At 65.6% G+C, this 19,006-nt stretch carries 18 protein-coding genes; 9 read left to right on the top strand and 9 right to left on the bottom strand.

What is annotated here, in order from left to right:
• Positions 1–111: 111 nt before the first annotated feature.
• The 3 genes from WDX12_RS23455 (at position 112) to WDX12_RS23445 (ending at position 3,761) form a co-directional block, all read left to right on the top strand.
• The gene (locus WDX12_RS23455; protein ID WP_434722187.1) at positions 112–1,644 is read left to right on the top strand and encodes a glucosamine inositolphosphorylceramide transferase family protein; all 1,533 of its coding nucleotides are present in this window, start codon (positions 112–114) and stop codon (positions 1,642–1,644) included.
• Positions 1,641–2,921 (top strand): FAD-dependent oxidoreductase, encoded by a 1,281-nt coding sequence (locus WDX12_RS23450; RefSeq protein ID WP_434722186.1) that lies wholly within the window; start codon positions 1,641–1,643, stop codon positions 2,919–2,921. The genes WDX12_RS23455 and WDX12_RS23450 overlap by 4 nt, the downstream gene beginning before the upstream one ends.
• 342 nt (positions 2,922–3,263) lie before the next feature.
• Entirely contained in the window at positions 3,264–3,761 is a 498-nt protein-coding gene (locus WDX12_RS23445; RefSeq protein WP_434722185.1) for a GNAT family N-acetyltransferase, read from the top strand.
• 47 nt (positions 3,762–3,808) lie between these two features.
• Here the strand turns inward: WDX12_RS23445 and WDX12_RS23440 are convergent, their stop codons facing one another.
• The 4 genes from WDX12_RS23440 to WDX12_RS23425 all read right to left on the bottom strand — a co-directional run bounded on the left by WDX12_RS23440 (position 3,809) and on the right by WDX12_RS23425 (position 8,367).
• The gene (locus tag WDX12_RS23440; protein WP_434725696.1) at positions 3,809–4,819 is read right to left on the bottom strand and encodes a LacI family DNA-binding transcriptional regulator; all 1,011 of its coding nucleotides are present in this window, start codon (positions 4,817–4,819) and stop codon (positions 3,809–3,811) included.
• 104 nt (positions 4,820–4,923) lie between these two features.
• Positions 4,924–5,934, bottom strand: coding sequence for a zinc-dependent alcohol dehydrogenase family protein (locus WDX12_RS23435; protein WP_434722184.1), 1,011 nt, complete (start codon positions 5,932–5,934; stop codon positions 4,924–4,926).
• Positions 5,935–6,030: 96 nt separating this feature from the next.
• The gene (locus WDX12_RS23430; protein ID WP_434722183.1) at positions 6,031–6,801 is read right to left on the bottom strand and encodes an L-iditol 2-dehydrogenase; all 771 of its coding nucleotides are present in this window, start codon (positions 6,799–6,801) and stop codon (positions 6,031–6,033) included.
• A 252-nt stretch (positions 6,802–7,053) separates the two neighbouring features.
• Complete coding sequence (locus WDX12_RS23425; protein WP_434722182.1) at positions 7,054–8,367, bottom strand: ABC transporter substrate-binding protein; 1,314 nt, start codon at positions 8,365–8,367, stop codon at positions 7,054–7,056.
• Positions 8,368–8,652: 285 nt separating this feature from the next.
• Between WDX12_RS23425 and WDX12_RS23420 the strand changes: the two genes are divergently transcribed.
• The 3 genes from WDX12_RS23420 to WDX12_RS23410 all read left to right on the top strand — a co-directional run bounded on the left by WDX12_RS23420 (position 8,653) and on the right by WDX12_RS23410 (position 11,978).
• Positions 8,653–9,630 carry a tagatose kinase gene (locus WDX12_RS23420; protein WP_434722181.1) on the top strand — a complete coding sequence of 326 codons (978 nt, stop codon included), beginning with the start codon at positions 8,653–8,655 and terminating at the stop codon, positions 9,628–9,630.
• On the top strand, positions 9,627–10,910 hold the full coding sequence (locus WDX12_RS23415) for a D-tagatose-bisphosphate aldolase, class II, non-catalytic subunit (protein ID WP_434722180.1): 1,284 nt from the start codon (positions 9,627–9,629) through the stop codon (positions 10,908–10,910). The genes WDX12_RS23420 and WDX12_RS23415 overlap by 4 nt, the downstream gene beginning before the upstream one ends.
• Positions 10,911–10,976: 66 nt before the next feature.
• The gene (locus tag WDX12_RS23410) at positions 10,977–11,978 is read left to right on the top strand and encodes an aldo/keto reductase (protein ID WP_434722179.1); all 1,002 of its coding nucleotides are present in this window, start codon (positions 10,977–10,979) and stop codon (positions 11,976–11,978) included.
• 31 nt (positions 11,979–12,009) lie between these two features.
• On the opposite strand, the gene WDX12_RS23405 is transcribed toward WDX12_RS23410, so the two are convergent.
• From WDX12_RS23405 to WDX12_RS23395, 3 genes are all read right to left on the bottom strand, one after another.
• Positions 12,010–12,639 carry a glutathione S-transferase family protein gene (locus WDX12_RS23405; protein WP_434722178.1) on the bottom strand — a complete coding sequence of 210 codons (630 nt, stop codon included), beginning with the start codon at positions 12,637–12,639 and terminating at the stop codon, positions 12,010–12,012.
• A gap of 278 nt (positions 12,640–12,917) precedes the next feature.
• On the bottom strand, positions 12,918–14,015 hold the full coding sequence (locus WDX12_RS23400; RefSeq protein WP_434722177.1) for a flavin-containing monooxygenase: 1,098 nt from the start codon (positions 14,013–14,015) through the stop codon (positions 12,918–12,920).
• An 86-nt stretch (positions 14,016–14,101) separates the two neighbouring features.
• Complete coding sequence (locus tag WDX12_RS23395; RefSeq protein ID WP_320295990.1) at positions 14,102–14,335, bottom strand: hypothetical protein; 234 nt, start codon at positions 14,333–14,335, stop codon at positions 14,102–14,104.
• Between the two features lie 117 nt (positions 14,336–14,452).
• On the opposite strand from WDX12_RS23395, the gene WDX12_RS23390 reads away from it, so the two are divergent.
• Positions 14,453–15,046, top strand: a complete 594-nt coding sequence (locus tag WDX12_RS23390; protein ID WP_434722176.1) for a DUF922 domain-containing Zn-dependent protease — start codon at positions 14,453–14,455, stop codon at positions 15,044–15,046.
• On the opposite strand, the gene WDX12_RS23385 is transcribed toward WDX12_RS23390, so the two are convergent.
• Positions 15,043–16,497 (bottom strand): LuxR C-terminal-related transcriptional regulator, encoded by a 1,455-nt coding sequence (locus tag WDX12_RS23385; RefSeq protein WP_320295992.1) that lies wholly within the window; start codon positions 16,495–16,497, stop codon positions 15,043–15,045. The two genes, WDX12_RS23390 and WDX12_RS23385, sit on opposite strands and share 4 nt — an antisense overlap.
• Here WDX12_RS23385 and WDX12_RS23380 point away from each other — a divergent pair.
• Positions 16,489–16,917 carry a DUF1127 domain-containing protein gene (locus tag WDX12_RS23380; protein WP_320295993.1) on the top strand — a complete coding sequence of 143 codons (429 nt, stop codon included), beginning with the start codon at positions 16,489–16,491 and terminating at the stop codon, positions 16,915–16,917. The two genes, WDX12_RS23385 and WDX12_RS23380, sit on opposite strands and share 9 nt — an antisense overlap.
• Before the next feature lie 3 nt (positions 16,918–16,920).
• Here the strand turns inward: WDX12_RS23380 and WDX12_RS23375 are convergent, their stop codons facing one another.
• Positions 16,921–17,340, bottom strand: coding sequence for a VOC family protein (locus tag WDX12_RS23375; RefSeq protein ID WP_434722175.1), 420 nt, complete (start codon positions 17,338–17,340; stop codon positions 16,921–16,923).
• A 435-nt stretch (positions 17,341–17,775) separates the two neighbouring features.
• Here WDX12_RS23375 and WDX12_RS23370 point away from each other — a divergent pair, with 435 nt between their 5' ends.
• Entirely contained in the window at positions 17,776–18,984 is a 1,209-nt protein-coding gene (locus tag WDX12_RS23370; protein ID WP_320295995.1) for an MFS transporter, read from the top strand.
• Positions 18,985–19,006 lie beyond the last annotated feature (22 nt).

Genomic DNA, 19,006 nt, shown 5'->3' with positions numbered 1-19,006 from the left:
CCAGTAGAATTTAAGTGCAGCCTAAGTTGGAGACATCGTGCGCATGCGGCGGAAGCTTGACCTGGCCGGCCGGGCCGCCGGCACCGGATATGAGTCGTCCGGGGATTGGCGATGCGCCTGAATCTGCGCCTCAACGGCGATTGCGTGCGCGCTTTCCATGTAGCCCTGGCCGAGCGGCTGTCGCTGCTGCCCGGCATCGAGCTTGCCATCGACGCGCGTCCGGCGGCGGGCGGCGTGACGCGCGGTGCCGAAGCGCTGTTCCAGCTTGAGACGCTGATCCATCGGCTGCCCGCCGATGGGACGGCAAAACGTGTGCCACTTTCGACACTGGCCGGCCATTCGAGGGCGTCCGCGCCGGCCGATCTCACCATCGACCTCATCGGCGATGTCGAGCCGCAGGGCCGACGGGTCTGGCGCCTGGCCTATGACGGCGCCTGCGGCGAAGAGGCCCTGCTGGCGCTGATCCTTGCCGGCCGTACCCCGCTCGCCCGTCTGGGACAGAACGGCGCGACGGTCGCCGAAGGGCGGCTCGGCACCGAATATCACGGCATTGCGCTGGCGTCCTTCCAGGACATGCTGGCGCGCAGCGCCAGCCTGATCGTCGCGGCGGTCGACGGCGCCGCGCGCTCGTCGCTTCCGGTGCTGCCCGAACCATCATCCGAGGCGCCGGTTCCGGCCATGCCGTCGGCTACCAAGCTCGGTGTGCGTGCGGCCAAGGCGACGGCGCGCCGCATCGTCCAGCAGATCTATCATCTCGCCTACAACGCACCGCACTGGCGGGTCGGCTGGCGCGAGACCGGAGGCAAGGATCTCTACGCGCTTCGCGCTCATCCGCAATCGGGCTGGCGCGACCTGGCCGACGACGGCAGCCGCTTTTACGCAGACCCGTTTCCCGTGCTCTATCGCGGCCAGGTGACGCTGTTCGTCGAGGATTACATCCACCGCACCGGCAAGGCGATCCTTTCGGCCGTGGCTTTCGGGCCGAACGGGCCGGCCGGCACCCCGAAGCCGGTGCTGGAACTACCCTACCACCTCTCCTACCCCTTCGTGTTCGAGCGCGACGGCGAGATGTGGATGGTGCCGGAAACCTCGGCCAACCGGACGGTCGACCTCTACCGCGCCACCGCTTTCCCTGGCGGCTGGGTCAAGGAAGCGACGCTTCTGTCGGACATCGCCGCCAGCGACGCTACGCTCGCCGAGCATGGCGGACGCTGGTGGATGTTCGCCACCGTGCGCGACGGCGGCGGCGCCTTCTCGGACCAGTTGCATCTGTGGTCGGCGCCGGATTTCCGCGGGCCGTGGACGGCGCATGCGAAGAACCCGTTGCTGATCGACATCGCCACGGCGCGTCCGGCGGGCCGCATGGTCAGCCGCGGCGGCCAGTTGCTGCGCCCGGTGCAGGATTGCCGCAGGAGCTACGGCGCCGCGCTCGGCCTAGCGCGCATTACGCAGCTTGACGATACCGGCTTCGAGCAGGTCGTCGAAACGATCCTCAACCCCGGCGCGGGCTGGGCCGGCCGCAAGCTGCACACGCTCAACGAGGCGGGCGGACTGGAATTCATCGACGGTTCGGCAATGGCGCCGCGCTGGAAACGCACGCCGAGGCAGGATCCCAAGCCTGCGGGCGGTGGAGAAAAGACATGAGCATCGCAGAAGATCGCGAAACGCCTGCCGTGCCGCCGGGCCGGACCGAGGTTGACGTGGCGATCGTCGGCGCGGGACTCGCCGGAACCGTGCTGGCGATAACGCTCGCCAAGGCCGGCCGCAAGGTCGCGCTGGTCGATCCGCATCGCATCCATCATGACGAATTCCGGGCCGAGAAAACCCGCGCGGAGCAGATGGGGCTGTTCGAAAAGCTCGGACTCGGGCCTGTCTTCAGATCGCTCGTCACGCCGATGACTGACATCAATGTCTTCCGCTTCGGCCAGTTTTTCGAGCGCAAAGAAGGTCCGGAGTTCGCCTTTTCCTACGCGCCGCTGGTCAACGGCATGCGCGCGGCGCTGCCGGCGCAAGTGCCGCTGACGGTGGGCAAGGTCGCCGAGGTGTCGACCGGACCGGACCGGCAGCGCCTGGTGCTCACCGACGGCTCCGTCATCGAGGCCCGGCTCTTGGTGGTGGCCACCGGCTACAGCGAGGCGGTGCGGCGCGCCATCGGCGTAGAGCGCATCGAGGAATCAAAAGCCCATTCGCTGACGATGGGGTTCGACCTTGCGATCACGCCGCAGGAATTCGGGCTGCAGTCCCTCACCTTCTACGCAAGGCGGATCGCCGATCGCATTGCCTTTCTTACCATCTTCCGGATCGGCGAGCGGATGCGGGCGAACATGTTCGTGTATCGAACCGTCGCCGACCCATGGGTGCGGGCGTTCCGCGATAATCCGCAAAAGATGCTGCTGGACCTCATGCCGGAGATTGCCGGGCGATGCGGCAACTTCGCTGTGGCCAGCGAGGTCGAAGTAAGGCAGGTCAGCCTGACGACGACGCAGGGCCATCGCCGCGACGGCGTCGTCTTCATCGGCGATGCGTTCGCCACGACATGCCCGGCGCAAGGTGACGGCATCCATCGGGTGCTGACCGATGTCGATTGCCTCAGCTCGACGCATATTCCCGCCTGGCTCGAAACACCCGGCATGGCGGCCGACAAGATCGGCGCCTTCTACGACGATCCGGTCAAGATCGCCGCCGACGAAAGAGCCATGCGCGCCAGCATCTATGCCAGGCGCATCACCACCGAGACCGGGCTGGAATGGCGCCTGCGCCGCCTACGCAACAAAACCGCGCGGCACCTGATGATCTTCGCCCGCCGGTTCCGCGAGGCGGGAAAGCCGAGCGGCGCGGCGCCTGGCGTAACAGGAGTTGCTTTCGACCACACAGATAAGGCAGGTCAGGAATTGCCCGCCGGGCCGCGCCTGGGAACATGATCGCAAGTGAGCTTACGAATCCGTAAGTCGCGTTTCCCGGCGACGCTAGTTTAGATCACAGGGTGAGCTGTGTGTCCTGCTCGGCGGGACAGCACTCCCGTCGCACCAATGGCCCGCTGCCGCCTCTATCGGTTTGGCAGCGGGCTGTCGGGCGGTGCATGCACGGGTCGGTTTTTCACCGTTGCCGGGCTCGCTTGGGCCAATTCAGATCGTTCAGCCGCCCGTGATATATGCTGCAACGCCCGGCACGGGTGCCGACGGGATCGGCGCCTTTCACGTGCGCGGGGATTGGCCCCACCCCGCGCTTCGCCCTATCTTGAGATTGCAACAAGGACAACGACGATGACCCGCATCCGAGCGATGACGAGGAACGACCTTGTCGAGGTATCGCGCCTGCTTGGCCAATCCTGGCGGCGAACCTATGCGCCGATCATGGGCGACGAGGCCGTGGCACGACTTTCCGACGAGAAACATGCGCCGGAAAAGCTCGCGGCCGAGCTTGAGGACGAGGACAAGATGTCCTTCGTCGCCGAACGCGCCGACGGCTCGATCGCCGGCTATGCTATGGCGGCGATGAACGCAAAGGGCGACGTGATGCTGGAGCGCCTGCACCTCGAGCCGCAGGCATTCGGCAGCGGCCTCGCGGTCGACCTTTTGCACGCGGTGCTGGCCGCGCATGCCGGCATTCCCTCGATCGCGCTGGAGGTGATCGAGGGCAACGACCGCGCGATCGCCTTCTATCGCAAGCATGGCTTCGAAGTGGTCGAACGCCGCGACACCGCGCATGGCGTCGGCGGACACGCCTCGCTGATCATGCGCCACATGCTGCCGAGGGCTTAGAGCACGGTTGCAGGAATGGCGCCTTCGGTGAATTACTCCCTCACCCCTCAAGCCGAGCGGCGCAGCATCAATTCGGCGTTGAGCAGGACGCGCGCGTTGTCGCGCTTGGCGGCCGGCGCATTCTCGTCCAGCCGCCGCAGCAGGAGCTCGATCGCCAGGCGGCCGATCTCGTTATAGTTCTGCGCCACGGTGGTGATCGGCGGGCAGGCATAGCGCGACAAAGGATGGTCGTCATGGCCGGCGACGCGCAGATCGCAGTCGGCGCCGTGACCGACCTTGAGGCCGAGTTCATAGGCGGCGCTGATGACGCCGAAGGCGATGCGGTCGTTGGCGCACAGTACCGTCCCTGTCGGGAAGCCTTGCCCTTTCAGGATGCGCAGTGCCTCGTCATGGCCGAATTTCTCGAAATCCCAGGAGCCGACATCCTCGACCGCCACGATCGAGGGCGTCATCTTGAAGCCATGCATGGCTTCGACATAGGCCTCCTGCCGGGCGGAAGCGTTGTTGTTGACCAGCGGCATGGCGAAATAGCAGGGCGGCTCGCCGGAACGGCAGAGATAGTCGACGATCAGCCGGAAGCTCTGCCGGTTGTCGGTGCCGACGAAGGACGAAGTCTCGTCGAGCGGCGAGTCGACATAGATCAGGGGGATCGAAGCGCCGAGCTCGGCCAGGATGCGATGGTGCGAGCGCACGCCTAGCGGCGCGATGACGGCGCCGGCGATGTTCATCGACCGGAACGTCTGGATCGCCTGGTCCTCCATCTCGGCGCGGCCGTCGGAGGACAGCACGAAGGCGAGGAATCCGGCCTCGTTGGCGATCGTCTCGATGCGGCGCGTCAGCGCCATGTAGAACGGGTCGGTCGAATTGGGGATGATGACGCCGAGGATGTTGGAACGGCGGCGGTTCAGATTGACCGCGAACATGGACGGACGGAAGTCGGATTTCTTCAGGGCCGCCTCGATGGTGCTGCGCGTGTTCTGCCGCACCGAACCGGGATCGTTGAAGTATTTCGAAACCGTGGTGCGGGACAGGCCGACAAAGGCGGAAAAATCCTCCATCGTCCTGATCGTCTTTGCCATCCTTCTGCCCCTGTCGGTACCGGCGTCACGACTGTCTACTTGAGTCACCTCGCGACGCAAAGGCAGGCAATCGTGCTCCCCGTTCAAGCCTCGGCCGAGAACTGGACCTTCATCGTCGCCGGATTGCCGCCCTTGGCGAAGAAAGGCAGCACCTCGTCGAGCGGCAGTCGATGGCTGACCAGCCTCGCCATGGTGCCGTCGTCGCGACTCAGGATCGCAAGCGCCTGCGGGATGTTGCGGTTCAGCGAATGCGACCCGGCCAGCCTGATCTGGCGGCGGAAGATCTCGAATGGGGCGACCGCGATCCTGGCGTCGGGCGCGCAGACGCCGAAGACAAGCGCGGTGCCGCCATCGGCGGTGAGACCGATCATGCCTTCGACCACCTTGGCGATGCCGGTGGCGTCGGCGACGAGGTCGAAGCCCTGTGCCCGCGCCGCCAGGTCCTGCGATCCGGACACAAGCGGCTCCAGCCCGAGCGACGCCGCGAAGGCGAGACGCGGTTCGCTGATGTCGGCCACCGCCACTTTCGCCACGCCGCTGGCCTTGAGCGACAGGGCCATCAGCAGCCCGATCGGCCCGGCGCCGAAGACGAGCGCATTGCCGGGCACGTGACCGCCGGCCTCTACCCCGGCCGCGCCGAGGCCGTTGAGCACGCAGGCGAGCGGCTCGGCGAGCGCAGCCGTTTCAAAAGCGAGATCGCCGATGGCGTGGAGATGGTCGACGGCGACGAGGCTGTATTCAGCGAAGCCGCCATTCTCGGTCACGCCATAGGCCTTCAGCGTGGCGCAAAGGTTGGTGAAGCCTTTACGGCAGGCCGGGCAATGGCCGCACGGGATGTTGGGATCGACGGCGACGCGGTCGCCGGGCTTAACCGATGTGACGTCCTCGGCGACCGCCTCGACCGTGCCGGCATATTCATGGCCGGGCACGAGCGGGAACGCGCCGGAACCATAGCGACCATGCAGCACGTCGATATCGGTGTGGCAGAGCCCCGCCGCGCGCACCCGCAGCAGAGCGTGGCCTGGCCTGATCGCGGGCATGTCGAGCTCAGCCATGCCGGCATCGCCGGCCGCGGCAAATCGGATGGCCTTCATTGTCGTCTCCTGTTTCGACGCAATTCCGGACGGAAGGCTACGCCGAAGTCGCCGAGCCCGACCGCTTCACACTTTTCCTGGAATTGCTGCGGTGCCTCAGCTCATCCAGTTGCCGCCGTCGACATTGTAGGTCTGGGCCAGGATGTAGTCGCTGTCCGACGAGGCGAGGAACACGGCGAGCCCGGCAATGTCCTCCGGTTGCGCGAAACGGCCGATCGGCACCGACTTCGCCACCGCCGCCTTCTTCTCGCCCGGCTTCAGCCCTTCCCATTTGGCGAAATGCGCATCGACCACGTCCCAATGCTCGCCATCGACGACGCCGGGCGCAATGGCGTTGACGTTGATGCCGTGCTTGACCAGCGCAAGCGCCGCCGACTGGGTCGCTGAAATGATCGCCGCCTTGGAGGCGCAATAGAGCGTCACCAGCGCCTCGCCGCGGCGGCCGGCCTGGCTCGCCATGTTGATGATCTTGCCGCCACGGCCGCGTTTGATCATCACGTTGGCCACCGCCTTCATCACGAAGAGCGGGCCTTTGAGATTGATGCCGAAGACGCGCTCATAGCTCTGTTCGGTGATGTCGGTGATCGGCGCCATGTCGAAGATGGCCGCGTTGTTGACCAGGATGTCGATGCCGCCGAATTCGCGGTCGATCTCGGCGACGACGCTCTCGATCGCGGCAAGGTCGGTGACGTCGAGCTTCTTGGCGCTTGCCGCCGGACCGATCTCCCGTGCCGCGCGTGTCGCCCGCTCGATGTCGATATCGGCGATCACCACTTTCGCGCCTTCGCGCGCAAAGGCCTGCGCGAAGCCGAGGCCGATGCCGCGCGCGCCGCCGGTGATCAGGGCGATTTTGTCCTTCAGCTTCATTGCAAATTCCAATTCTTCCGCGTTTCGAAAATGTTTGCCGGGCGCAGGCAGTTATCCAGCCCGCTCTCGAGGAACGCACGGACCCACCTTTGCTCAGGCAATTCCGAAGGAAGAAACGCTACGCGCTTCTCCTCGAATTGCCAGGCGGATCCGCGCATCCTCCGGCCGGCCGCAAGGGAGTTTCTGCGGCGGGCCGGATGGCCGGGAGGCGGCGCACGTTCCGCTTCCCGGCTTCACCTTGAGCAGGCCCGCCTATTTGATGTAGCCCGCCTCCTCCATCGTCTTCTCGACCGAAGCCTGGACTCCGTTCAGCGCATCGTCGACCGATTGTTCGCCGGTGACCGCCGCGGCGATCGCCTGGCCGACCTGCGTGCCGATGCCCTGGAATTCGGGAATGGCGACGAACTGGATGCCGGTATAGGGCACCGGGTCCTTGGTCTGCTTGGTCGGATCGGCGGATTCGATCGCGGCAAGCACGGTCGCGGCAAAGGGTGCCGCCTTCTGGTAGTCCGCGCTGGCATAGGTGGACTTGCGCGTTCCCGGCGGTGCCGCGACCCAGCCTTCGGCCTCGCCGACGCGCTGGACATAGGCCTTCGAGGTCGCCCATTTGACGAAGGATTTCGCCGTGTCCGCCTTCTTGGTCGAGGTCGGGATGGCGAGGCTCCAGGCCCAGCCCCAGGCCGAACCGTTGGGCGTGACCGCGACCGGCGCCTTGGCGAAGGCGACCTTGTCGGCGACCTTGCTCTGCTTCGGGTCATAGACGCGTCCGGCGGCGGACGTGGCGTCGATCCACATCGCGCAATGGCCGGAGGCAAACAGCGTCTGGTTCTCGTTGAAGCCGTTGGAGCTGATGCCCGGAGGGCCATTCTTCTTCATCGTGTCGACATACCAGCCGATCGCCTTCTTCCACGCATCGGAATTGAGCTGCGGCTTCCAGTCCATGTCGAACCAGCGGCCGCCGAAGGTGTTCACCAGCGTGCCGACGAAGGCCATGTTCTCGCCCCAGCCCGGCTTGCCGCGCAGGCATAGCCCGTACTGCTCCTTCGACTTGTCGGTGAGCTTGTCGGCGAATTCGGCGACCTGGTCGTAGGTCGGCTGCTCCGGCATTTTCAGGCCGGCGGCGTCGAACAGGTCCTTGCGGTAGAGCGTGAAAGAGCTCTCGGCATAAAACGGCACGGCATAGAGATTGCCGTCGACGGTGAGGCCGCTGCGCACCGGCGCGATCAGATCGTCATAGTCGTAGTCGGCGCCGAGATCGTTGAGCGGCGTCAGCCAGCCGGCCTTGCCCCAGATCGGAGTCTCGTAGCCGCCGATGGTCATCACATCGAACTGACCGCCCTTGGTGGCGATGTCGGTGGTGACGCGCTCGCGCAGCACGTTTTCTTCCAACACCACCCAGTTGACCTTGTTGCCGGTCGCCTTTTCCCACTCCGGGGCCAGTTTCTGCATGATGATCATGTCGCCGTTGTTGACCGTGGCGACCGTAATTTCCTCCGACAGGGCAGCGCCTGCCATCAGCGCCGAGGCGGCAGTGGCCGCGGCGAGAATTCCCATAAGCCTACGCATTGGCATTCCGTCTCCTCCTTTACGAATGCGCATGCAAAACTGAACATGCGTTCATATTCTATTGCGCTACAGGATCACTTAGTCAAGCCCACAATCCCAGCCTCCACAATGCGCGCTCATGCCTCCAGGCTTCTCAACCAAAGAGGACACGCACCCTCGGCGACATGAAAGTGAACATGCGTATAGTTTTTGTTGACACCACCGCCGCCACGATTTACCTCGATCGAAGCCCGGCGCTATCGTGAACGTTGGCGCCGGTCCGGCTGGGGAGAAGGAATTGGATCAATGAGCCGAGGGGAGATTGCGGCCGAAGCGACCGGGCCGACGATCGTCGCCGGCGAGATCCTGGTCGAGATCATGGCGAGCGAGCGTGGCCAAGGCTTCCTCGAACCACTGGCGCTGACCGGCCCCTACCCCAGCGGCGCGCCGGCCATCTTCATCGATCAGGTGGCGAAGCTCGGCGGCGGCGCCGGCATCATCGCCTGCGTCGGCCGCGATGATTTCGGCGCCATCAACCTGGAGCGGCTGAGGCGCGACGGCGTCGACGTCTCGGCCGTGTCGGTCAGCGAACGCTATCCGACGGGAAGCGCCTTCGTGCGTTACAGACCTGATGGCGGGCGCGACTTCGTCTACAACATCGCCGAATCCGCCGCCGGCCGCATCAGCCTGACGGAAGAGGCGCGGCGGCTGGCCGACGGCGCCGGCCACCTCCACGTCATGGGTTCGGCACTCTCGATCGCCGGGCTGAAAGAGATCGTCGCCTATGCCGCGAAGGCGGTGCGCGCCCGCGGCGGCTCGACCTCCTTCGACCCGAATGTGCGCAAGGAACTGATCGACGGCGCCGACGGCGCGCATTTTTCGGCGCTGGTCGACGACGCCGACCTGCTCTTGCCCTCCGGCGACGAACTGCTCGCGGCGGCCGGCGTCGCGGACGAGCGGCAGGCAGTGGCGGCGCTGATTGCGCGCGGCGTCGGCGAGATCGTGCTGAAGCGCGGCGCTGCCGGCTCCACCCGCTTCGGCGCCAACGGCAGCCGCACCGACTGCGCCGGCTTCGTCGTCGAGGAAGTCGACCCAACCGGCGCCGGCGACTGTTTCGGCGCGACCTATCTCACCTGCCGCCGCAACGGCATCGAGCCCGGCAAGGCGCTGCTTTACGCCAATGCCGCGGGTGCGCTCAATGTGACGCGGCTGGGGCCGATGGAAGGGCTGGCAGGCTTCGACGCGCTCGACCGCTTCATAGCCGGGACGGACCGGGCCAAATGACGATGACGACCAACCCGCTTCAAGGCCTCGCCACTGCCCGCCGTAATGGCAAGCCCTACGGCATCACCTCGGTCTGCTCGGCCCACGCGCTGGTGATCCAGGCGGCGATCCGGCGCGCCGTCGCCGACAGGGACGCCGTGCTTCTGATCGAGGCCACCTGCAACCAGGTCAACCAGTTCGGCGGCTATACCGGCATGACGCCGGATCTGTTCGTCGCCTTCGTACAGGGGATCGCCGCCCGCGAAGGGCTCCCCGCTTCACGCATCATCTTCGGCGGCGATCATCTGGGACCTAACCCGTGGAGGGCGGAGCCGGCGGCACAAGCGATGAGCAAGGCCGAAGCGATGGTCACGGCCTATGTCTGGGCGGGTTTCAGCAAGATCCATCTCGACGCCTCGATGGGCTGTGCCGGCGAGCCGGCGGCGCTCGACGACGAGACCATCGCCACACGCGCCGCGCGGCTCGCCAAGGCGGCGGAAAAGGCGGCGCGCTCGCGCGGCGGCGCCATGCCGCTCTACATCATCGGCACCGAGGTGCCGGTGCCCGGCGGCGCCGACCATGCCATCAGCGACCTGAAGCCGACGGAGGCCAGAGCGGCGCGTCGCACCATCGACATCCATCGCGACACCTTCGCCCGCGAAGGGCTGGAGGAAGCATTCAGCCGCGTCATCGCGGTGGTCGTGCAGCCGGGTGTCGAATTCGGCAGCGAAAATGTCGTCGCCTACAGGCCGGAGGCATCTGCTCCGCTGACCGCGCTGCTCGACCATGAAACAGCTCTCGTCTACGAAGCGCATTCGACCGACTACCAGAGCCGTTGGGCGCTAACGGCGCTGGTGGCCAACGGCTTCCCCATCCTCAAGGTTGGGCCCGGCCTGACCTTCGCGCTGCGCGAGACGCTTTACGGGTTGGATTTGGTGGCCTCCGAAATGGTCTCCGGCTATGGCGAGCGCTCGCTTGCCAAGGCGATGGAAACGCTGATGCTTTCCGCGCCTGGCCATTGGCGCAGCCACTATCACGGCGACGCGACAAGTCTCCATCTGCAGCGGCATTACAGCTACAGCGACCGCATCCGCTATTACTGGAGCAACCCCGCGGCAAGCGTTGCGGTCGCGCGCCTGCGCGAAGCTCTGAGCGGCATCGCCATTCCCGAGACGCTGATGCGGCAGTTCCTGCCGACGCTGCCGGCAGAGCTCGGCGCCGCCGGCAATCCCGAGGCGATCCTGCTCGCCGCTATCGACCGCGTGCTTGCCGACTATGACGCCGCCTGTCGCCAGGCCTGACGCTGGACGCTTCCTCTCCTGGCCCTATAATTTAGCCGGATCGAAAATTCGGCGGAGCAAGACACGATGAGCCTCGGCAAACACAAACTCGGCGGCCAGGGGCTCGAAGTCTCGGCCATCGGCCTCGGCTGCATGGGCATGAGCCAGGCCTACGGCCCGGCCGACGAGGCGGAGTCGATCGCAACGATCCACCGGGCGATCGAGCTCGGCTGTACGTTTCTCGACACGGCCGAGGTCTATGGGCCGTTCGTCAACGAGGAACTGCTGGGACGCGCGCTGAACGGCCGGCGCGGCCAAGTGACGATCGCGACGAAGTTCGGCTTCCGTATCGTCGACGGCAAGCAGTCCGGCACCGACAGCAGGCCCGAGCATATCCGCGAGGTGGTCGATGCTTCGCTCAAGCGTCTTGCCACCGACCATATCGACCTCCTCTACCAGCACCGCGTCGACCCTGCCGTGCCGATGGAAGACGTCGCGGGCGCGGTCGCCGAATTGGTGGCCGAGGGCAAGGTGCGCTTTTTCGGCCTGTCGGAAGCCGGCATCGCCAACATCCGCCGCGCCCATGCGGTGCATCCGGTCTCGGCGCTGCAGAGCGAATACTCGCTGTGGGAGCGCAACCTCGAGCCCGAGATCATCCCGGCGCTGAAGGAATTGGACATCGGCCTGGTGCCGTTCGCGCCGCTCGGCCGCGGTTTCCTCGCCGGCGACGTCAGGCGCGCGGAAGACTATCCCGAGGGCGATTTCCGCCGTGGCGATCCGCGCTACCAGGGCGAGAATTTCGACCTGAATGTCGCCGCGGCCGCCACGGTGCGCGACATCGCCGACGCCAAGGGGGTAAAGCCCGGCCAGATCGCGATCGCCTGGCTGCTCGCCAAGGGCCCCGATTTCGGCATCGACATCGTGCCGATCCCCGGCACGAAGCGCCGGATCTATCTGGAAGAGAATGTCGCGGCGGCGGATATCACGCTGGACGCTACCGAGATGCTCGGGCTCGACATGGCGCTGACGCCCGACAAGGTGTCAGGGCCAAGGTATAACGAGCGGACGATGTCGCTGGTGGACCGGTAGGCGTGGTTTCCTCTCCAGGAGGAGCCGCAGCTCATCCGCGCGAATGCGGATCGATGCTGTAGGGATGCACCGGATAGCCATCGCCGATCACCTCGCCCACCCTTTCCACCCAGGCTTCAACCGCCGGATAGTCGGCAAGCGAGAAGCCGCAATCCTCGGCGCGGTGGGCGTAGGCGTATACAGCGATGTCGGCGATGGTGAGCGTGTCGCCGACCAGGAAAGCTGTGTCGCGCAGGCTACGCTCCAGCGCGCCAAGCGCCCGCACACCCGCCTCGCGCTTGCCCGCGACCAGTGCATGGTTGCGCTCCAGGCGGCCGGTCAGCGTCCAGAAGCGCAGCGAGCCGATGACCGGTTCGACATAGTACTGTTCGAAGAACAGCCACTGCATCACCTTGGCGCGGGCAAGACGGTCAGCCGGCAAATAGGGCGTGTCCTCCGCGACGCAGACGAGGATCGCGTTGGACTCGGCGATCGCCTGGCCATTCTCGACGGCGAGCACCGGAACGGCACCTGCCGGGTTGAGCTTCAGAAAAGCCTCGGTGCGGCTCTCGCCTTCGAAGATCGACACCATACGGGTTTCGTAGGCGATGCCGAGCAGGCCGAGCAGGACGCGAATTTTCCAGGCGTTTTGCGACGGGAGATAGTCGTAGAGCGTGAGCATGGAGTGGGTCCCCTAATGTGATGGCGCGGCTTGCCACGATGGATGCCGAGGCACCACCCGATTCAGGCATCGCAACCCAAAACACCCGGAGTCAGCGCGAGGCGCCGCCCCTTCTGTCCTGCCGGACATCTCCCCCTACAAAGGACATTAGCCGCCACGCCGGCTTTCGCCAATCGTCAGCTTTTTTCAGGTGATGGCCGGCGCCAAAGCACCCTGATCTCCTCCAACGTGGAAGGCATGTCCGGCGCTCGGCCTTACATGTTGGCCGCATTTCGCCCTCACCGCCTCGCAATATCCTTCGCCACCGCCTGCGCCTCGATGCCGATCTCGCGCAGCAGGCCGGTGACCGGATTGTAGAAGCCGACGAGATAGACGCCGAGCTCCGTCGCGCGGGCATTCACGCCGCTCTTTACCGGCCGCAGTTCCGCCGAAAGGAAACCGTCATAGGCCGGTCGGTAGCCGGTGGCGAAAATCGCCGCGTCGAATTTCTTCTCCACCCCGTCGGCGAATTTCACGCCGTCCGCTGTGAAGCTTGCGATATCCGGTGCAATGCCGATCCTTCCCTGCTTGATCGCTGCCACCGTGCCGACATCGATCACCGGAATGCGGCCGGCTTCGATCCCTTGCAGGATGCCCTGTTTCGGCCGCACGATGCCGTATCTCTCCAACCTGCCCAGCGCCAAATCGAGGATCTTGGGGAACATCCAGTCGTTCAGCGTCTGCGGCATCGGGCGGCTGGCGATGCCCACCATCTGGATCGGCAGGCCGAACAGCTGGCGCGGCACGATATGGACACCCTTGCGTACCGAGATGGTGGGCCTGGCGCCGCTTTCGGCGAGGTCGAGCCCGATCTCCGCGCCCGTATTGCCCATGCCGACGACCAGCACGTCCTTACCGACATAGGGCGCGGCCTCGGTATAGGCGGCGCTGTGCAGCACCTTGCCCTTGAAGGCCTCGATACCCGGGAAGGCCGGCGTGATCGGCTCAGCATTGTTGCCGGTGGCGACGACAACCTTACGGGCATTGAAGGGCCCGGCATCGGTCTGGACCAGCAGACGCCCACCTTCGCGGCGGACCGATTTGACGGTGACGCCGAAGCGCGGCCTCAGCCCGAAACGCTCGGCATAGGCATCGAGATAAGCGACCACTTTCTCGCGCGGGACGTAGCGTGGATGGTTTTTCGGGAACGGCACGAAGGGCAGCGACGAGAAGGATTTCACCGTGTGCAGATGCAGCCGCCGGTAATGCCGTCGCCAGGCCGGCGCAACCTCATTGGCCTTTTCAAGGATGATGAAATCCTGCCCCGCCTGTTTGAGGCAGGCGGCGACCGCGAGCCCGGCAGGGCCGGCGCCGACGATGACGACATTGGTGTCCAAAGGCCTCTCCTCCCGCCCAAGCGGCAGAGGCTATGACGGGAGGCGTGCGGGCGACAAGTAGGGAGAAGCCCCTAGAGAGAGCCGCGCTACTCCATCGCGCCCGGCAACGCGGGCTCGTCCTCGGGCGGTTCGAGGATCTCGATCAGTTTCGCCACGCGGGTGCCGGGCATGGCATGGCCCTCATTGACCAGCGCCTCGTCGGCGCCGATCCAGGCGAAGGCCTCGCGCAGTTCCTCGAGGCTGGCGCCGGTGAGCGCGATATCGGCGATAACGGCCTCGTCGACCGGTCCAAGCACGGAAATGATGTCGTTGCGGGTCATCTTGTCCTCCCCCATCGGTCGGGATGATTGCCCAAGGAAACGGCTGAGCGGTGGAAGGGGTTCCAGAAATCCCCAGGCCGGCTTCTTCCAGACGAGGCCCGATGCTATGGCTCGCCTATGAAGCCCGCCCTCCTCCTCGCTGCCTTGCTCCTGTCCACGCCGGCGCGCGCAGACTGGAAGCCCATCGAAAAGATCGACACCTACGCCGTCTCGGGCGAGAGTGCGGAGCAGCTCTATCTCTCGATCGGCGAGAAGGGACCGGTGGTCGGCACGGCCGGCAACGCGCGGCGCGTCATCGCGCATACTTTCTTCAAGCTGACCTGGCAGCGCGACTACCAGCCGCAAGGCGGCGCCTGCGTGCTGAAGACGGCGCGGCCGAAGCTGATCATCACCTACACGCTGCCCAAGCCGGCGGGAAAACTTGGTTCAGCCTTGCAAACGCGCTGGGATACATTCGCCGCCGGGCTGATCGCGCATGAGAAGGTGCACGGCACCGGCATCGTCGACATGGTGGACAAGATCGTCGCCTTCAGCACGGGCCTCACCGCCCAGAACGATCCCGGCTGCAAGAAGGTCCGGGCGGAGCTGACGGCCTATCTAGACCAGCTCTCCAAGGCGCAGCGCCAGGACAGCCGCGACTTCGACAAGCTGGAATTCGGCCGAGACGGCAACATGCTGAAGCTGATCGCGGCGTTTCTGGGCGGGGGTTAGCGGATCGGCGCCAGCTTCGCTGCCTCGCGGATGGCTCGGACGGCATCCGGATTGGTGACGGGATAGCCCGCTATGAAACCCTCGACCGAGAAGCCCGGAAATTCGCTACGCAATCGGGCCGCGATGGCAGCAGCCTCGGGTCCGTCGCCCAGCGTGGCATGAGCGAGCATGAGGAAGATCAGCACGTGTGGAGAATTCGGCGTGCTCCGCCGCAGCGCGGCTATGGCTTCCCGGTGCCTGCCGGCCGCGAACAGGACCCGGCCCTGCATGCCGAAATACCAGGGCGGGGCAAGCGGGTTGAGGCGCATGGCGCGCTCGATTAGCGGGATGGCTTCCGCCGGATCGCCTGCGACCAGCGCCTTGCTGCCGGCAAGCAGCGCCAGCGTGTCAGCATGGTTGGAGCCACATTCGAAGGCGCGCCGGTGGGCGTCTTCGGCCGCCTTGAGATCGCCGAGGCAACCCATGAGATCGCCGAAGCAATTGTGCGCGCTGCTGTCGCTCGGGTCGAGCCGCAGCGCGTTCTCGACCGCCCAGCGCCATTTCCCGACCGAGGCTTTCAGATCGTCGCCGAAGCCGTTGCACGCCTCGATCGAATAGGCGTAGGCGAGTTCGGTCCAGGCCCTGACCAGGGTCGGGTCAAGCTCGAGTGCGCGCGAAAACAGTCGGATAGCTTCCCTGTTGCCGCTGCGGCTGAAGGTGTTGTGCTGTTCGACACCCAGCAAGTAGCAGTCGTAGGCGCGCAAGCTGGCCGGCGGCTTGCGACGGATTGCATTGCGACCCACTGTGGCGATCGCGCCGAAACAACCGGCAAGCACGTTGATTACGCTTTCCGTCAGGCTGTCCTGCAGCGCGAAGATGTCTTCGACGGGCCGGTCGAAGCGTTCGCTCCACAGGCTGACGCCGGTCCGCGCGTCAGCCAATTCCATCGTAAGCCGCACCCGCAGGGCGTCGGCGCGCAATTGGCCGGACAGAATATAGGCGGCGCCCAGAGCCTTGGCGTCGGTGGCGAAATCGGCCGGCTTGCTGCCCAGCGCCTTCATGGTGTGGAATGCGACGACCGGCAGATCCGCGTAGCGCGCAAGGTCGACGGTGATGTCCGACGACAGGCCGTCGGCGAAGCGGCGCCAATGCTCGTCGGCGGTCAGGCATTCGATGGGAAAAATCGCAAGCACCGGCGAAGCATCGGCCACCGCCGGTGGCCCCGCCGGCGCGGTCCCGATTGCGTTGATATGCATAGCCAGCGCGACCTTGCTGCGCACGCCGAGCTTTTCGTAGATTGCGGCGAGATGGGTGCGAACGGTGGACGGCGCGATGAACAGCGCCTCGCCGATCTCGCGATAGGTCATGCCGGCAGCGAATTTCTCCGCCACCATGCGCTCGCGATCGGACAGGGCCGGCGGGGGCTGCCCCGGCGAAAGCGCGGCCGGTGTGGGCGTCGCGTTGTGGTTCATCCCGATCCCCTGCCCGCGGACGACAACATTATCAACGCCCGCCACTGCAAAATACTACAAATGCAGGACCCAAAACACTGCATGCGGCCGATGGCGCGGCCGGGCGCCGCGGTTCAGGCTCCTCACATGCCCTCGATGAGGGACATTCATTCCGAGGAGCCGATGATGAAACCGACGTTGAACACGATTTCCGATTTTTACGGCGCCGTGCGGCTCGATGTCCGCGAACCGCCGGTCGGAGAAAGCCTCCTGCCACGCCGCCCTGGCCTCTTCGGCCTTTTCGTCGTGTGGCGCGAGCGCGCCTCATTCCGCGAGCAATTGGCGCTCAAGGCGCGCGACACGCCGTATCTGATCGGCGATATCGGCCTGACCATGGATGAGGTGCGGCAGGAACTGGCGAAACCGTTCTGGCGCCGATAGGCCTCAGAAACTCACCACAACCGCCGCGGCACTTCGCCTGGCCTCGCCGTGGAACACCGCCTCGATGTTGTTGCCGTCGGGGTCGAGCAGGAAGCAGGCGTAGTAGCCGGGATGGTAGGGGCGCTCACCCGGCGCGCCATTGTCCTTGCCGCCGGCGGCAAGCCCCGCCTGGTAGAAAGCATCGACAATGGCGCGGTCCCTGGCCTGGAAGGCGAGATGGTGGCGGCCGGTGAGCACGCCGCGCGCCGCGCGACTGTCGGCGCTGGAGACGAACAATTCGTCCGCCCAGAAGTAGTCCTCGGCTTCGCCGCCGATCGGGATGCCCAACACCTCGAACAGAGCGCCGTAGAAACGCCGGCTGGCTTGGAGGTCGCGCACCACGAGCTGGAGATGATCGATGAGCCGGCCGCGATAGAGTTCCATGCGGGTTCTCCTGTTGAGGGGTTCAATTTAGATGGGAGCGGCGTGGGGTCAATGCGGGGTGCTTCTGACTGCTGACATGCAGAAAGGCTGGCGGGACAGCCCCCGCTGGCCTGCCGGCCGTCTCCCCCACGAGGGGGGAGATCAGACGTCACGCCGGCTTTCGCCAATCTCCTAAGTCGTAGAAAGAGCGCAGGCGCGAGAACTGCCAATCTCCCCACTTGTGGGGGAGATGTCCGGCAGGACAGAAGGGGGCGCCGTAGAGCACTTGCCTCTCAGACAATCGGCAATCTCTGACCCGCCAAAAAACTAGATAAAAAATGCAACCAGATTGTAGGATCGGTTCCCGCCCAGACGTCCTTCGGACGCAAACGGCCCGGTGGACTGGAAAAACCGTGCCGCATCAAACAGGATGCCTTTCGGCATGGGAGCAGAACCATGAACCATTCCTATCGTTGGGTCATCGTCGCGGCCGGCGCGCTGATGACCTGCGTGGCGCTCGGCGCGATGTTTTCGCTAGCGATCTTTCTGGAGCCGATGTCGCTCGACACCAACTGGTCGCGCACCGGCATTTCAAGCGCCATGACTTTGAACTTCCTGGTGATGGGCCTTGGCGGTTTCGCCTGGGGCGCGATCTATGACCGGGTCGGCGCGCGGCCCGTCGTGCTCGCCGGCGCGGTGCTGCTCGGCCTGTCGCTGGTGGTGGCGAGCCGCGCCCATTCGCTGCTAACCTTCCAGCTGAGCTATGGCGTCATCGTCGGGCTGGCGGCCAGCGCCTTCTTCGCGCCGATGATCGCGCTCACTACCGCCTGGTTCGACACCAATCGCAGCCTCGCCGTCTCGCTGGTCTCGGCCGGCATGGGTGTCGCGCCGATGACCATCTCGCCCTTCGCCCGCTGGCTGATCACGGCCTATGACTGGCGCACCGCCATGTTCGATATCGGCGTCATGGCCTGGGTGCTCTTGCTGCCCGCCGTCTTCCTGGTGCGCCAGCCGCCGACGGCGGTCGCGGCAAGCGACGGCACGCCGGCGCCTGTCACCGACGATCCCGGCATGAGCGTCGGCCAGGCGCTGCGCTCGCCGCAATTCATCGTGCTGGGCTTGACCTTCTTCGCCTGCTGCGCGGCGCATTCGGGCCCGATCTTTCACATGGTGAGCTATGCCATGTCCTGCGGCGTCGCGCCGATGGCGGCCGTGTCGATCTATAGCGTCGAGGGGCTCGCCGGCCTTGGCGGACGCGTGCTTTACGGCGTGCTCGGCGACAGGCTGGGCGTGAAGCCGGTGCTGGTCGCCGGGCTGGCCATTCAGGGGCTGGTCATCGCCGCCTACCTCACCGTCGGCCAGCTCGAGCAGTTCTACCTTCTGGCCGTCATCTTCGGCGCTACCTATGGCGGCGTGATGCCGCTCTACGCTGTGCTGGCGCGCGAATATTTCGGCCTGCGCATCATCGGCACCATCCTAGGTGCCGCCACGATGCTCTCAAGTCTCGGCATGTCGCTCGGGCCGCTTGCCGGCGGCATGATCTATGACGCCACTGCCAGCTATCACTGGCTGTTCATCGGCTCGGCGCTGATCGGGCTCGGCGCCGCCGGCATCGCCATCGCCTTCCCGCCGCAACCCAGCCGGCAGAAACTGCAGATGGCGTGAGCAGCACCGGTTCCTTTCCCCT

The organism is Mesorhizobium sp. RIZ17 (assembly GCF_051127865.1).
Taxonomy (GTDB): Bacteria; Pseudomonadota; Alphaproteobacteria; order Rhizobiales; family Rhizobiaceae; genus Mesorhizobium; species Mesorhizobium humile.
The sequence above is the reverse complement of the archived record's forward strand: the minus strand, read 5'-3'. Positions and strand labels throughout refer to the sequence as shown.

Excerpts from the sequence above, each read along its gene's own strand:
- WDX12_RS23445 (WP_434722185.1), top strand. The coding sequence starts at position 3,264 with ATGACCCGCATCCGAGCGATGACGAGGAACGACCTTGTCGAGGTATCG.
- WDX12_RS23405 (WP_434722178.1), bottom strand. The coding sequence starts at position 12,639 with ATGCTCACGCTCTACGACTATCTCCCGTCGCAAAACGCCTGGAAAATT.
- WDX12_RS23375 (WP_434722175.1), bottom strand. The coding sequence starts at position 17,340 with ATGGAACTCTATCGCGGCCGGCTCATCGATCATCTCCAGCTCGTGGTG.
- WDX12_RS23455 (WP_434722187.1), top strand. The coding sequence starts at position 112 with ATGCGCCTGAATCTGCGCCTCAACGGCGATTGCGTGCGCGCTTTCCAT.
- WDX12_RS23425 (WP_434722182.1), bottom strand. The coding sequence starts at position 8,367 with ATGCGTAGGCTTATGGGAATTCTCGCCGCGGCCACTGCCGCCTCGGCG.
- WDX12_RS23415 (WP_434722180.1), top strand. The coding sequence starts at position 9,627 with ATGACGATGACGACCAACCCGCTTCAAGGCCTCGCCACTGCCCGCCGT.
- WDX12_RS23450 (WP_434722186.1), top strand. The coding sequence starts at position 1,641 with ATGAGCATCGCAGAAGATCGCGAAACGCCTGCCGTGCCGCCGGGCCGG.
- WDX12_RS23440 (WP_434725696.1), bottom strand. The coding sequence starts at position 4,819 with ATGGAGGATTTTTCCGCCTTTGTCGGCCTGTCCCGCACCACGGTTTCG.
- WDX12_RS23410 (WP_434722179.1), top strand. The coding sequence starts at position 10,977 with ATGAGCCTCGGCAAACACAAACTCGGCGGCCAGGGGCTCGAAGTCTCG.
- WDX12_RS23370 (WP_320295995.1), top strand. The coding sequence starts at position 17,776 with ATGAACCATTCCTATCGTTGGGTCATCGTCGCGGCCGGCGCGCTGATG.
- WDX12_RS23385 (WP_320295992.1), bottom strand. The coding sequence starts at position 16,497 with ATGAACCACAACGCGACGCCCACACCGGCCGCGCTTTCGCCGGGGCAG.
- WDX12_RS23395 (WP_320295990.1), bottom strand. The coding sequence starts at position 14,335 with ATGACCCGCAACGACATCATTTCCGTGCTTGGACCGGTCGACGAGGCC.
- WDX12_RS23435 (WP_434722184.1), bottom strand. The coding sequence starts at position 5,934 with ATGAAGGCCATCCGATTTGCCGCGGCCGGCGATGCCGGCATGGCTGAG.
- WDX12_RS23390 (WP_434722176.1), top strand. The coding sequence starts at position 14,453 with ATGAAGCCCGCCCTCCTCCTCGCTGCCTTGCTCCTGTCCACGCCGGCG.
- WDX12_RS23430 (WP_434722183.1), bottom strand. The coding sequence starts at position 6,801 with ATGAAGCTGAAGGACAAAATCGCCCTGATCACCGGCGGCGCGCGCGGC.
- WDX12_RS23420 (WP_434722181.1), top strand. The coding sequence starts at position 8,653 with ATGAGCCGAGGGGAGATTGCGGCCGAAGCGACCGGGCCGACGATCGTC.